This is a genomic window from Bacillus sp. XF8 (assembly GCF_017498755.1).
Lineage (GTDB): Bacteria > Bacillota > Bacilli > Bacillales > Bacillaceae_G > Bacillus_A > Bacillus_A bingmayongensis.
This window is the reverse complement of record NZ_JAGDQK010000017.1, coordinates 59,435-74,670: the sequence shown is the minus strand read 5'-3', so window position 1 is coordinate 74,670 and position 15,236 is coordinate 59,435. Positions and strand designations below refer to the sequence as shown.

At 37.4% G+C, this 15,236-nt stretch carries 9 protein-coding genes and 1 pseudogene; 7 read left to right on the top strand and 3 right to left on the bottom strand.

Features of this window, described 5'->3' with window-relative positions; all coding sequences use genetic code 11:
- The 7 genes and pseudogenes from J4P91_RS11180 to J4P91_RS11150 form a co-directional block, all read left to right on the top strand.
- A pseudogene (locus J4P91_RS11180) lies at positions 1-708 on the top strand (response regulator); the annotation flags it as partial.
- A gap of 191 nt (positions 709-899) precedes the next feature.
- The gene (gene nikA, locus J4P91_RS11175; RefSeq protein WP_207994190.1) at positions 900-2,525 is read left to right on the top strand and encodes a nickel ABC transporter substrate-binding protein; all 1,626 of its coding nucleotides are present in this window, start codon (positions 900-902) and stop codon (positions 2,523-2,525) included.
- A 21-nt stretch (positions 2,526-2,546) separates the two neighbouring features.
- Positions 2,547-3,488 (top strand): nickel ABC transporter permease subunit NikB, encoded by a 942-nt coding sequence (nikB, locus tag J4P91_RS11170; RefSeq protein ID WP_017149832.1) that lies wholly within the window; start codon positions 2,547-2,549, stop codon positions 3,486-3,488.
- Complete coding sequence (nikC, locus tag J4P91_RS11165; RefSeq protein ID WP_207994189.1) at positions 3,488-4,321, top strand: nickel ABC transporter permease subunit NikC; 834 nt, start codon at positions 3,488-3,490, stop codon at positions 4,319-4,321. Before nikB ends, nikC begins: the two co-directional genes overlap by 1 nt.
- Positions 4,322-4,336: 15 nt before the next feature.
- A complete protein-coding gene (gene nikD, locus J4P91_RS11160; protein ID WP_026049068.1) occupies positions 4,337-5,176 on the top strand; it encodes a nickel import ATP-binding protein NikD in 840 nt (279 codons plus the stop codon).
- A 31-nt stretch (positions 5,177-5,207) separates the two neighbouring features.
- Positions 5,208-6,047 (top strand): nickel import ATP-binding protein NikE, encoded by an 840-nt coding sequence (nikE, locus tag J4P91_RS11155; RefSeq protein WP_017149829.1) that lies wholly within the window; start codon positions 5,208-5,210, stop codon positions 6,045-6,047.
- A gap of 12 nt (positions 6,048-6,059) precedes the next feature.
- Positions 6,060-7,394 (top strand): MATE family efflux transporter, encoded by a 1,335-nt coding sequence (locus J4P91_RS11150; RefSeq protein ID WP_017149828.1) that lies wholly within the window; start codon positions 6,060-6,062, stop codon positions 7,392-7,394.
- Positions 7,395-7,965: 571 nt separating this feature from the next.
- Here the strand turns inward: J4P91_RS11150 and J4P91_RS11145 are convergent.
- The 3 genes from J4P91_RS11145 to J4P91_RS11135 form a co-directional block, all read right to left on the bottom strand.
- The gene (locus tag J4P91_RS11145; protein WP_017149827.1) at positions 7,966-9,117 is read right to left on the bottom strand and encodes an anion transporter; all 1,152 of its coding nucleotides are present in this window, start codon (positions 9,115-9,117) and stop codon (positions 7,966-7,968) included.
- A gap of 1,393 nt (positions 9,118-10,510) precedes the next feature.
- Positions 10,511-12,523: a serine hydrolase domain-containing protein gene (locus J4P91_RS11140; protein WP_207994188.1), complete on the bottom strand. Its 2,013-nt coding sequence runs from the start codon at positions 12,521-12,523 to the stop codon at positions 10,511-10,513.
- Positions 12,524-12,602: 79 nt separating this feature from the next.
- Positions 12,603-14,927 carry a S9 family peptidase gene (locus tag J4P91_RS11135; RefSeq protein ID WP_207994187.1) on the bottom strand — a complete coding sequence of 775 codons (2,325 nt, stop codon included), beginning with the start codon at positions 14,925-14,927 and terminating at the stop codon, positions 12,603-12,605.
- Between the last annotated feature and the right edge of the window lie 309 nt (positions 14,928-15,236).

The following is a 15,236-nucleotide window of genomic DNA, read 5'->3' as shown; positions in this document are numbered from 1 at the left end:
TTTATCGATTTGTTAATGCCGATTCAAGATGGAATAAAAACAATTCGTCAAATAAAACCGTCATTTAAAGGGAAAATTATCATGATTTCTCAAGTAGAATCAAAAGAATTAATTGCTGAAGCGTATTCGCTTGGCGTTGAATACTATATTATTAAACCGATTAACCGGATTGAAGTATTAACAGTCGCTCAGAAAGTCATCGAACGAATCCGATTGGAAAAACCGATAAATAACATCCAAGAATCGCACAATATGGTGCTTAAATTGGATAGTGATCAAAGTACGCAGGGAAGTGAAAGCGGAAGTAAAGATTTAATGGACATGCTGGATTATTTATATTAATACGAACAAGCTATAACGTTTGAACAAGGTTTTCCTTCTCTAAAAGAGATTTTTATACATTTAGCTCAAAAAAGACTTGGAGAATCAGCCGAAGAGATCAAATTAAAAAGGTCGATTGAAGCCTCCAAACAACGGATTAGAAGGGCAATTTATCAATCATTAAACCATTTAGCATCCCTTGGACTTACTGATTTTTCAAATCCGAAGTTTGAAAATTACGCTTCTAGGTTTTTGGATTTTACAACCATAAGGAGAAAGATGACGGAGTTGAATAATGAACAAACATTACCTATTCGTATCGATACGAAAAAATTTATTCAGGCTCTTTATTTTGAAGCGAAACGGATACATTTAGAATTGCAATGACGAACTCTAGTTAATTCTTAAACTCAAATGAAGGGCTTGTTTTGTTTTGTTAGCTTGATAGCGATGGAGTAGCACCCCCAATTATTCGTAATTTTCATTGACAGGAATTATTTTAGTAACTATTATTAGTTAGTGATAATGATTTTCAATTGCGTCATTTTTTATTAATTTTAAGGGGGAAGTATTTACTAATGTTTAAAGAGAAAAGGGAAATCGGTATAGTACTATCAGCAATAATTCTCCTCTTGTCTATTGTCTTTGTGGGTTGTACACCACAAAATAATGAGCAGGCCGTTAAAAAAGAAACGAGTAATAAAGAAAAAACTCTCACTTTGTCTTGGCCGAGGGACATAGGAGAGATGAATCCACATGTTTACAATCCTTCGCAATTAATTGCACAAGCGATGATTTACGAACCATTGGTTAGCTATAAAGAAGGCGGTAAACTGGAGCCGGCGCTGGCCGAATCATGGACAATATCTGAGGACGGTAAGGAGTATATTTTTAACCTTCGTCAAAATGTAAAATTCTCTGATGGAACCGCTTTTAATGCGAATATCGTGAAAAAGAATTTTGATGCGATTATAAAAAATATGAAAATGCATAGCTGGCTAGGATTAATCAACATGATTGATAAGACTGAGGCAGTAAATGATTCTATCTTTAAAATTACATTAAAGCAGGCTTATTATCCAACATTACAGGAGCTAGCGGTAGTCCGTCCAGTACGCTTTTTAGGTGAAGCAGGCTTCCCGGATGATGGCGATACTTCAAAAGGAGTGAAGAAATTTATTGGAACGGGCCCATGGATGCTAGAGAAATATAAGAAGGATGAATATGCGGTATTTACTCGCAACCCGAATTACTGGGGTGAAAGTCCAAAAGTTGACAAGATTGTAATTAAAACAATTCCTGATGCAGAGACGAGAGTGCTTGCTTTCGAAAAAGGTGAACTCGATTTAATTTATGGAGAAGGTACTATTAGTTTAGATGCTTTTAAACAATTAAAGGAGTCAGGAAAATATAAAACAAGTATTTCTGAACCTGTTGCAACAAGACAATTGGTTATGAACACGACAAAAGAGCAGCTTTCTGACATAAAGGTACGTTTAGCGCTTCAATATGGTTTTAACAAGCAAGCGATGGTAGAAGGAGTAACTTCTGGACTGGAAGAGAAGGCAGACAATATTTTGGCTCCAAACCTCCTATATACCAATATTAAAACAACACCTATTAAGTATGACGTAGAAAAAGCGAAGAAGTATTTAGAAGAAGCGGGATGGAAGCTGCCATCCGGAAAAAGTGTTCGAGAGAAAGATGGTAAAGCATTGGAGCTTGAGTTGATGTATGATAAATCAAACCAAACCCAAAAGGCGATGGCAGAAGCCCTTCAAGCTGAGTGGGCGATGATAGGTGTTAAGCTAAATATTACTGGTGTTGAGCTGCCTGTTCAAGTAAAACGGTTTGGCGAAAATGATTTTGACTTGAACTTCTACAGTAACTATGGAGCTCCATATGATCCACATACCTTCCTTAACATTGTTTCAATGGACGGCTTTGGATTCTCAGATGCTTTGTCAAACTTGCCAGTGAAGCAACAGCTTGATCAACAAATAAAAGAAGTATTTGCCTCGACGGATGAGAAAAAGCGAAAAGAATTATACAACTCTATCCTACAGACATTGCAGGACCAAGCAGCAATCGTGCCAATTTCTTATATTAAGAAAACAGCTGTGTACCAAAAGGATATAACTAGCTTTGAATTCCCGGAAAATCGTGATGATCATCCATTCACTGGAATTAACATTAATAACTAGGAAACGGAAGGATGAGAAATAATGGGTAGCTATATTATCAAACGATTTCTTGCTATCATTCCTATTTTTCTCTTTGCCACACTTCTTACTTTTTTATTGATTCATCTGTCGCCGGTCGACCCTGCTGAAGCATATTTGGCAGCTGCCCATATTCAGCCGACAGCGGAGATGTTAGAACAAAAAAGACAGGAGTTTGGCTTAGATCAGCCACTGTTTGTGCAATATATTCAATCTCTTATTAAGATATGCCAACTTGATTTTGGCGTATCTTATCTTTCTAACAAGCCAGTTTGGCAGGAGGTTGTGTACAGGATGCCTACGACGATCCAGCTCGCCTTTAGCAGTATTTTCGTAGCTGTACTCGTTAGTGTGCCGATCGGATTTTTAGCTGCAGTGAAGAAAAATGGTGTCGTGGACCAGCTTAGTCGAGTTCTGGCTTTTTTTGGTGCTTCAATTCCGCAGTTTTGGCTCGGTTATTTATTAATTTATTTGTTTGCAGTGAAGTTTAATCTGTTTCCTGTGGAGGGAGCAGGAACATGGATGCACTTGATTCTTCCATCCGTAACACTGGCTTTGCCGCTCATTGCGATTTATACTCGTTTGCTACGCATTAGTGTGCTGGAGAATTTACAGGATCCTTATGTCTTGTATGCGAGAACAAGAGGCATTCATGAGCATGCCATTATGGTAAAGCATGTATTGAAAATTGCAATTTTGCCGATGATTACGGGGATTGGGATGAATTTTGGAAAGCTATTGACGGGAACGATTATTGTTGAGTCCGTTTTTTCGTGGCCTGGGTTTGGACGTTATTTTATTGAGGCAATTTTTAACCGGGATATACCAGTCATCCAATGCTATGTGTTTCTTGCGGCCTGTCTATTTATTTTATGTAACCTGATTGTGGATATTGTGCAAATGTATATGAATCCGCGGATTTCTTGGAAAGGAGGAACGGACTAATGATTGCAAGTATAAGAGGTGTTTTCAAGCATCAAATCACCATTGCAGTCTGCTTATTCACTTTAATCGTTCTTTTTATCCTTACGATTTTGGCTCCGTGGATTTCTCCGCATGATCCCATTCAAGTGAATTTAGCATTAAAACTAAAGCAGCCTTCCATGGAATATCCGTTGGGTACTGATTATTTAGGACGGTGTAATCTGTCTCGTCTTTTACATGGTGCTCGTATTTCTTTAGGGATTGCATCTTTAATTTTTATTTCTTCCTTAGGGATTGGTTTGCTTATCGGAACTTTTGCTGGTTACAAGGGAGGCCGGATTGATCTTATATTAATGAGATTTTGTGAGGGAGTGATGGCCTTCCCGAATCTTGTGCTCATACTTGGACTTGTAGGAATATTCGGTCCAGGAATGAAACAGGTAATTTTGGCAATGGTGCTTGTGCAGTGGGTGTATTACGCGAGGATGTTCCGAGGCTTAGTACTCAGTTTAAAGGAGCAGAATTTTATTACAGCTGCGAGAATAAACGGATCTTCGCAATGGAAAATTATTAGACGACATATTATCCCGAATGTACTTCCTCCTATTGTCGTGATGGGGACACTTGAAATGGGGTGGGCTATTATGGATATTTCCGCTCTGTCGTTTTTAGGACTAGGTATTCAGCCACCCACACCTGAGTGGGGTGCTATGATTCACGAAGGGAAATCGTATATACGAAGTAATCCAGAGTTAATGATATATCCAGGTGTAATGATTATGCTCGTTGTTATCACTTTTAATATATTGGGAGAAGCTTTATCAGATCGGTTTGGGGTAAAACGACGTTTTTAAAAAGGAATGAGACAATTGATAGAAAAACAGTGTAATGTTTTGGAGGTAAGTGACCTGCATGTAAAGATAAAGACCCCCACTGGAACAATCCCCTTAGTGCAGGATATCCATTTTGAACTAAAGCCTGGGCGTGTGCTCGGGCTTGTTGGAGAAAGTGGCAGCGGCAAAACCGTTACTTCCTTGTCACTTCTGCAACTGCTAGATCGTAAAACAACAAGTATAGAAGGTAGTATACGATTGCACGATAGAGAACTAAATGAGCTGAGCGCGAAGGAGATGCGACGGATTCGAGGGAAAGAGATTGCCCTTATTATGCAAAATCCAATGAATGCTTTTACCCCTGTATATACGATTGGAAACCAATTCATTGAAACGATTCGCACTCATACTGCTTTAACAAAGAAAGAAGCATTTGAACTGGCTGCGAACTCTTTGCATGATGTAAATTTGCCAAATCCTTTAGATGTTATGCGTAGATACCCATTTCAGCTAAGTGGAGGAATGCTGCAGCGGGTAATGATTGCTATTTCCCTATGCCTGCGGCCATCTGTAATTATTGCTGATGAGCCAACAACAGCGCTAGATGTGACAAACCAATTGCAGGTGCTGCAGCAGTTGGATTTTATTCGTTCGGAATATGGTACGTCTATCCTATTAATTTCTCATGATTTAGGAGTTATTTCGGAACTAGCTGACGATGTCATTGTGATGCAGCGCGGAAGAATTGTAGAAAAAGCAGACGTTTATCAGCTATTTGATTATCCACAGCATGAGTATACGAAAAAGTTGCTTCATGCTCGACCGACGCTGCAATTTAACGAAAAATCTCAGGATTTTCTAACATTATTGAAGTAGCATGATTATCCTAAAAACAGGGAGTGAGCCTATGAGTTTACTACAGGTTAAGGACGTAACACATATGTATGGTTCCTATAACTTGTTTGGCAGAACGGATCAACGAAAAGAGGTACTTTCCAACGTTTCTATTTCCATAGAGCCAGGAATGTGTCTCGGTCTTCTCGGAACGAGCGGAGCTGGGAAAAGTACGCTGGGAAAAGTAATCCTTGGATTGGAGAAACCGCAAAAGGGACAGGTTCTGTTTCAGGGACATGATTTTTATAACATAGACCGTACCACCCGTAAACGGCTTCGCCGTGATCTTCAAGTAGTGTTTCAAGATTGCTACTCTTCGGTAAATCCACGAATGACTGCGGAACAAATTATTAGTGAACCGTTACAAAACTATGAAAGAATGTCCCGGGATGAACAGAGGCGGACCGTTGGAGAGTTACTAGAAAGAGTTGGTCTGAATCGTGAGGATATGAGAAAGTACCCTCATCAGTTTAGCGGGGGACAGCTGCAAAGAATTAATATTGCGAGAGCGATTTCCTTAAAACCGAAGCTAATTGTATTAGACGAGGCGGTAAGTGGTTTGGATATGGTCAATCAAACAAACATTTTAAACTTGTTGAGTGAGTTGAAGTCAGCTTTTGGTCTCTCATACCTTTTTATTACACATGATATAAAAGCTGCCTATTTTATCTCTGATGCTTTGGCTGTGATGGAGAGAGGGGAAGTAGTTGAGCTATGCGAAAATAAAGACCAGTTTTTCACCTCGCGGCACCCCGCTGTGCAAACTTTGCTCTCGTCCATTCTTTCCGAGCATCCCCGTTACCGTTCTCTTTCTGGAGGGGGCATTCCTCCCATCCTCTGGCATGAGAGATGAGGGAGGAAAACTATGAATCATCGATTCTATCTTACGTTAGCCATTCCATTGATCATTTCAACTATAACAACTCCTTTATTAGGGGCTGTAGATACAGCAGTTGTCGGGCAGCTGTCTGACCCTGCTTATATTGGGGCAGTGGCTGTAGGAACCATCATTTTTAATACGATGTATTGGTTATTTGGTTTTTTGCGAGTGAGTACATCGGGATTTGCTGCTCAAGCGTATGGAGCAAACGATGATATGCAAGGGGTTTTAGCCCTAACAAGACCATTTGTAGCGGCAATTGTAGTAGGGATTATTTTTATTCTTCTGCGGCACCCTGTCGAATATTTATTTTTAACCTTAATAAACCCGGAGTCTGACGTTCGTACGTTGACATCTGATTATTTTAGTATTCGTATATGGGGTGTTCCGTTTGCTTTAATGAATTACGTTATCCTCGGATGGTTAATGGGGATGTCTAAGATTAAAATCTCTTTAATGATACAAGTTTCTATGAATCTTATGAATATTATTCTAGCCCTATTATTTGTCAACGTATTCTCTCGGGCAGTGTCTGGCGTAGCTGCAGCAACCTTAATATCGGAAATAATGGCCTTTATGATAGGTATCATCATTATATGGAAGGCTGTTCCTTTTACATGTAAGCAGCTTCCTTTAAAAGAAATTTTTAATCTTGCTTCGTTCAAAAAAATGATGAGCGTTAACCGCGATTTATTCATCAGAACATTTTGTTTGTTAACCATGTTTAATATGTTTACGGCGAAAGGTGCTTCCTTTGGAACAGAGGTTTTGGCAGCAAATGCTGTTCTTATCCAAATTCATTACATCATGGCGTACTGCTTTGACGGATTTGCGAATGCTTCTAGTATTTTTGTAGGAAAAGCAATTGGGGCAAAAGATAAACAATTGTACAAAAAGACACTTTCACTATCGTGTCAGTGGGCAATCTTTTCGTCCTGTTTTATCGCAGGTATTTACAACTTGCTTGGTCATAATATAATTACACTATTTACGAGTGTACCAAGTGTTATTGAGTTGGCAAACACCTATGGAATATGGATTACGCTATTCCCTCTTTCGGCAAGTTTTGGAATTATTATATATGGTGTTTTTACAGGGGCAACAGAAGCAGCACCCATTCGAAATTCTATGATTTTGGCATTAATTGCTTATCTCGTTGCTCAATTTATCGCAGTGCCTAGCTTTCAAAATCACGGCTTATGGTTCGCCTTTATCGTATTTAGTATAGGACGTTCTGTATTTTTAGTAATGTATATTCCAAAGTTAAATAAAAAGCTATTTTCGGTACAAGCGCAAAATACTAAAACATTTTACAATTAGGGAGCCTGCCCCTTGTCACCTTAAAATTCCCTAAGTTTTAACAAGCGGTGTATAAAGAGGGGATGGAAGAAAAGGCAGAGATAGCATCGAAGCTTTACCTTTCGCAGTTAACCACATTTCCTTAATACAAGAAAAACACTATTCTTTTCGTACAATTATTAAAAAGGATAGCGCTCTTTATGGATATTCTACTTCTAGGGGTACCGTCACACATCCATCAGCTTAAGAATAGGTTAAAGATGGTAATATGGCGGTCCCTCTGTGTTAGTTTAATAATAGAGTAAACAATGAATGAAAATAGATATTATTTTAGTGTGTTCGGTAAAGAAAAAATAATGGATTATAAACAAAAACTACACTGAAATCCAGTTCGGTATAGTAAAATTGCATAAAAAAAGACCACTTTTGTGAGTGGCTCTAAAAAGAAGGAATGGCTGCCGTACCCCTTAAGCGTACCGATATTAAAAAGCCCAATTTCTCAATTTAATGCTGAGAAATTGGGCTTTTTTCATTACTTCAGAAAAGGAATAAGAACACTATAGGTTTTTATACTCCAATCGGTAATCATTTTTTAAAAGATTTTTAGAAATTTAAAGATGAAGTATTGTATACATGCAAGTATGACTAAAAATGAAAAGTTGTAAATACTGAATTTGATTAAATACTTTTTGCTCTCTTTACGGTTGGCCTGAATGAATAGTTTATAGGAGATTACACTGGCTAAAGATGCGATAATTGTTCCAAGTCCTCCGATATTTACTCCTAATAATAAGGGTTTCCAATCAGAAGTAAAGTTTGACAGGAGAATTGACGCAGGCAAATTGCTAATCAATTGACTCAAAAATATGGAACTAAAAAAAATTGATGTGTCTCCTCTTAAATTGGCGCGAGCAAATGTCTCCATTGCATTTGAGTTAGAAATATTTCCAATAAAAACAAAAAAACAGACAAAGGTTATCAGAAGAGAATAATCAATCTTAAATAGTAATTTTCTATTTAAAATAAATACTGTCACCAATGTAATTATTAGCGCAATGTAATAATTAATGACTCCAAAAATAGATGCAATAATAATGACAAGTATCAAAATCCAGACTGTAGCTTTTTTTTGATCCTCTATGGTAATAACAGGGAGTTCTATTTTTAATTCTGTTTTATGAAGTTTTTGAGTAAATATAAACAACAAACTGATGCCAAGCACAGCTAATAACAAGATTGAACCCCAAAATGGGATAATCTTAATTCCATAGTAAGAATAGATGTACAAATTTTGCGGATTCCCCATAGGCATCAAGCTGCTTCCAATATTTGCCGCAATTGTCTGCAGGATAATCGTATCCATCATATTCATTTGTGTCTTTTTACTAATGACAAGTGTTATTGGTACAAAAGTGAGCAAAGCGACATCATTCGTTACAAACATGGAGCAAATGAAGCATAACAAAATCAGAATAACTGATATTGACCTGCTGTTATTGCATTTGTTCAATATAGCAACGGCAAGTTTGTCTAATAACTTTAGCTCTTCAAAGGCCTTAATGGCAACCATTAGATTAAATAAGCTAATCAGCACCTCAAAGTTAATATATTCGAGCCTTGGCGGATATATAAAACAGCTTACAACTGCTAGTACCAGAGAAAGGGTAAGCACTATATCCTTTTTTAAAAATACAAATTTCATAAGGATTCTTTTTTTATTTTGGACGAATATTAATTCTTTCACAATGCACCACCTGTAATCTATGTTAATAGGAGGAAACGGAAGAGCAATTCTTACTCTAAATAAGCATTCTCTAATATATATCCAACAAAGGGTATATATTGCAATAAGTTTAATAGCTTTTCATGTCAATTAGTTGTTCTATAATCTGGCCCTTAAATGGAATAATATGACTAACGTTTTCAAACAACAACAATAATATAAGGTATTTTTTATTTGTGGATTCTGTCAAAAAGCACGCTTTTTGACAGATCCGATATGTCTAGAAAAGAGTATATCACAAGGCCCTGAATGGGAACTTTGTAATATGTCATTCCTGCAAAACACTTTATGACATATATAAACAGGTTCTTAGCGTGACTGAAATAAGGAATTTTTTCTTCTTAGAGCCCTTAACGTTGTAAATCCGAGTAATGTTGTCGGGACCCTATTAGGGGGTTAGCTGAGAAAAACTAGTATTGTTTTGTTAACTTATAATATCATAAATAAACCAAATGCAATGTTTTTTGAAGATTTCGTAAAACGGGTTATCAAGCCTTGATTTCAATTACTTTACATGAAGTTTTAAAAGAACAAAAAGTATGCAGGATTTTATGAAAAAAGTAGGGAGACCAGAACTTGCACCGCTCGGGCATTGCTTAAAATCTTGCATACGAAATAAATTCGAAGATTGCGAGAAACCCAGTACCCATGTGGATTTTCCAGGGAACCCCACTTCCGATAATGCCTCATTCTGTCTCTTTCTTAACTAATCATGATGGTATGAAATTATAAAGAAATAAGGGGGCTGAAACTGAATAATAGCTGGAATCGTTTTATATAAATGTTGAGCACTTGTTTATGATGTTTTTTTAATAGTGGTAAGTCAAAGGATTTTATTTGTTGGAGTAGGGACAGGGGGAGATTTGCATTCTTTCCAATTGATCAATTACAGCCATTGATTACTCAATGGAAATGCTGTAGAAGGCAAAAAGAGTACCCTGATAATCAGGTTAAAATCTTTCATATGGATGCACAAAATCTTCAATTTACAGTGGAAGAAGAGGAGTGGCTAGAACAAGCTATGTATTCTTATTTCATGTACAGTTCTAACGTTAATCAAGAATAAGACAGGACCAACAAATTGAGACTAAGATTTGTTGGTCCTGTCTATATATGAATAATGTCTACTAATGCTTATTGCGTAAAAAGGGTGCCATTGCTACATAGGCTCAAATATCATATTGATTCAAATTATAAACAGGAAAAACTCTTCTTTGTGCTTTCAACTTTTTCAAAAGATAAGGGTTTATGTTAACTATCCGCCACTTTGCGTCCTTACGGGTTGTTTGAAGTGGTGGCTTCTTGGGAAGTAGATGCTTTTATTAGTTATCTATATATTTGTTTACATATAAATTTACTTTCCGAATCCTTTGTGAAAAGCTCTTGCAATCATAGCCGCTGCTTCCTGGTGGGTCATATTTCTTTTCGCATAATATCTTACTGCACCATCTCGATATTTCGTTACTTCGGGACCATATAACTCTAATGTAACTACCGTTTTAACTGCTTGTTCCGCCCATGAATCTACTTTATCTTTTAGCTTGGCATTCCCTTCCTTTAAGCCAGGATTGAGTATCTTCATCATATTGATTAAAATCACGGCTGCCTCTTGACGGGATACTGATTCTTCAGGAGAAAAGTTTTTCTCAGTGGATCCCTTCATTATCCCTAAGTTAACAGCTATTTCAATCTCTTTTTTCGCCCAGTAATGATTAGGAATATCGTTAAATAGAACCGATTTTTCAGGAAAAGAAACATTTAATTGCGCAAGCGAACGTGCAGTCATAAATGCCATCTCCGCCCGAGTGATTGGTTTATTTGATTGAAACTTCCCTGTTCGGTTTTTGGTTAGCTCTAGCAATTGTGTATACCGAATATAATTTGCATAGGGGTTCTTTTGGGTGACATCTGTATAATAAGAAAGCTTGCTCTTTTCTGCGTAACTGGAAATGTCCACGTATTTCAAGTAGGAGATAGTGTGATTTTTGTCCTCTTTAAAGGCTAATTTTCTACCCTGTTCGTCTACAAATAATAACGGATCAAGCTGTTTCAGCTTGGATTTTATGCCTAAGACCCCATCTTCCGCTAATAATTCTCCATTACCAATAGCGGTAATTTTCGTTACAAGGAATCTAGTTCTTAGATCCATGTATTCTCCTTCAAAACGCTTAAGCTCCTCTTTTGGCGTTCTCATATATTTCGGTTCTTCTTCCTTTTGCGGGTAATAGTGGTTCATAAATTTCTTAAAGAACTCCTGACGTAAATCAGACGTTGATTGTTTGTTATATGTCAAAAAGATTCCGAGTTTGTGTTCAGGTAAAAACCAAATAGCAGAAGAAAAATCAGGCAAACTGCCTCCTTTACCAATCACGTACTGGCCATTAGCAGACTGAAAACTTACGTTTTCAAGTCCATAACCCGTATCAGGGAATTTAGGATGAATAGCTGAATGGTATTGATTCATTTCTTCAATAGTTTCATTCTTTAAAATACGCTCATTCTCATAAGTTCCGCCATTCAAATACGCAATCATATATTTGGCCATATCTTCGGCTGTTGTATTCATGCTTCCTGCCGGATTCACGGTTGGGATGATAGTATAGGGCTGCATTGGATTCCCTTGTTCATCATAACCAGTAGCTAAATGTTTCTGCATGGCAGGTGCGAGTGCAAAATCACTGTTTTTCATACGCAAAGGTTCAAAAATATTTTTTTTCATGTATTCTTCAAAAGGCATTCCAGAAATTTTTTCTACTAAATAGCCTTGAAGAGTAGAAGCGTAATTATCGTACATATAAGATTCGCCTGGCTGTCGAGTTACCTTCGGTAGTCGTTCTTTAACATAATCCTTTAGAGGAGAAAATTTCGTTGCATCCATTTGTATATCTTCTGGTTTCATCACTTCTGTATGAAAGCCCGTTGTATGTGTCAATAAATGTTTTGGCGTAACAAACTGTGGAAATGGATTCTTAATTTGTACTTCATCTAGATAGTTATTTACATCCCCATTCAATTGAATCTTTCCTTGTTCCACCAGTTGCATGACAGCTGTAGCTGTAAATGCTTTTGATACAGAAGCGACACGAAAAACAGTTTGATTAGGATCAACAGGAATTTTCTTTTCTTGATTTGCATATCCATAACCTTTCTTTAACAACACTTTTCCATCCTTCACCACTACAACCGCGGCTCCAGGAATATTCATCTCTTTAATCTCGTTTTGGTTAAAAAACTGATTCATCCAATCCTCTAACTTTTTTTCGTCAGACGGTCCTATATCTATGCCAGCCGCATATGAAGAAACAGGACCGAGAAAAGAACTTACGAACATAATGAGAGAGACTATCAAAACAATAAATCTTTTCATAATGATTCTCCTAACTTAACTCATTATTTTCTATATAAGTTAGCTATTTCATTGGTTAATAGATAATACTATCTGTGCATCATCCTGGAAACATGGGGGCATTAATCGCATACTCTTTTGGTGGTTCTACTTCCATTAGGTTTCGTATAAAATAGTCCCATCGTCGACGTATAAAGTAAACATCTTCTGCAACTTCATGCATTCGATTTGGAAGAATCAGTAGGTCAAAGTCTTTGTTTTCTTTAATCAAAGCATTCACCATTCGCATGCTTAAAGCAGGATGGACGTTATCATCCAGGTCTCCTGTCACCAAAAGTAATTTTCCATTTAGGTTCTTAACCAATTTCGTGTTATCTTGTTCACGGTATAGTTCTGAATTGAAAAGTCCTTGAAAACGTTCTCCCCAAGCCGCTAGGTATAAGCGTTGATCATGGTTCCCGCACCCTGATACGGCTACCTTATATACATCCGGATAAGTCAGTATAGCTCGAGCAGCTGCATAACCTCCTCCAGACTCACCGTAAATACCTACTTTTTTTGAATCTAGAAAAGGATACTGCTCTGCAAGCTGCTTAATAGCTACTACATGATCCTCAAGCCCTGCAGACCATTCCAGTCTCCCGTCAGAAAAATCATGAAATTCCTTTGACCTATAAGGAGTACCTCTTCCGTCCATTAGAATAACAGCAAAGCCAAGCTGTGCAAAAGATTGAGCACCGCCCACTTGATCAACTGGTAGCCCTAATGCATACTCTCCCCCCCAAGTAAATTCTTTCGGTGTGTGGGTTATTTGAGGGCCACCATAAATATAATCTAGAATGGGATATTTACAACCTTTGTTTATTTTTGCAGGAGGAATCAGTATTCCGTACAAATTCGTTATCCCATCGGCAGCCTTGACAGTGAAACGCTTTGGCATTTGATATCCATTTGATAAGAGAAGTTCAATATCAGCTTGCTCTAATGTACAAATTAATTTTCCATCTGTTGAACGCAAAACTGATTTAGGTGGCATATCCACACGCGAAAAAGTATCTACAAAAAAACAATAATCAGGAGAAACAGACACGTTATGCTCGGTATTCTCCGGGGTAAGCAGCACTAAGTCTGATCCATCTAACCGAACTCGATAAAGGTGCTGAAAATAAGGGTCCCGTTCCGGTTCTCGGCCACTTGCAGTAAAATACACCCATCCTTCTTTTTCATCAACACCAATGAGTCGCCGGACTGTCCAAGGTCCAGAGGTAATTCTATTTTTTAGTCTTCCTGTACGACTATCATAAAGATAAAGGTGTGACCATCCGTCCCGCTCCGAATGCCAAATAAAAGAGTTATCATGGGATAACCATTGGACATTTATACCTCCTTTTCCACTTTTAATGTTGTAGAGGTCTGTAAATAGGAATGTTTCACTTTTCTCCTTTAACAAAGTTTGAGTTTTACCAGTTTTTGCATTAGCGACAACAAACTGCATAGATCGATAATCGCGAGCCATTTTTGTGAAATAAACTAAGTCGCTATCATTTGTCCAATAAGCTGTTTGACAAATAGGGCTGAGTGGTGAGAATAATCCAGTAATCATAGGTTCTGTATCCAATTGAATCATCGATTGCTGTTCAATATCACAAATTACAAATTGGGCTAATGGAAGGTGTTTATCTCCGACTAGCGGATAATGGTATGAATGAACGACAGGTGGCTTTGCATCTTCAGAAGGAACAGACTGTATAAGGGTCATTTTTCGCACATTACGTTGATCAAGCCGGTGTGTCAAAATTTGTTTGGAATCTGGAGACCACAGTACTGCTGGTGGAACCTTTTGGTTAGATAATCGTTTAAGGATAACGGAAGTTTCTGATTCCAGTTGAGTACCATAATCATAGTATCGCTTACCATCATGAGTTAATTGGATGATTTGTCCTGTTTCTAAAGAACGCACAAATAAGTTATATCCCTTGATAAACGCAGCCCAACGCCCATCAGGAGATGGAAGTTCATGCGCAGGTAATTTTTTAGTCCTGATTTGTTTACACTGATATTTAGTTAGATCGCAAATCCACGTGGATTCATCTACTTCAAATTGAATAGCCTTCTCGTCATTGACAAAGGTAAAAGAGTTGAAGGGAAGGTTATCTGAATCAACTTCACGTGAAATAATACTTGAGAGGGAATCTGCAAGTTTAACATGATCGAAAGCAGGTTCTTTAGTATTTGACTGTGGATTCATTAATACAAATTGTTTGCCGCGTTTGCTTTCTTTTCGAATATCTTTTTGATACCAAAAGCGGCTTCCTTTATCTAACCAGTTAGGAAAGACTTTACCGTTAAATACATCTTTTATAGCGTTCCAAGAAAGCAGACGCTCTGCTTTCTCATACTGTTCATTGGTTACTGATAATGTCATATCTATCACTCCTTTAATTATTTCTAACATCCACTTTAGTGCAGTAAAAACATAGAACCATTCATTTTTCTCATATTCAAGGGCTTACATAAAACACTAATCTAAACAGCTTATGGGTGAATTCTTTTTAGATTGGAAAGATCTTACATGCGCTCTGCACCTATCTTTTCATCAAATGCATCATTTCAAGCCACCTGATATGTAAGTATCATGATGTACAAGCTTTTTAAATTTCTTTGATATTAGCAGAGTTTTTTGATCTTACATTTCTATGTAAGATAACATCATCTTACAATGGTACTCTTTCCT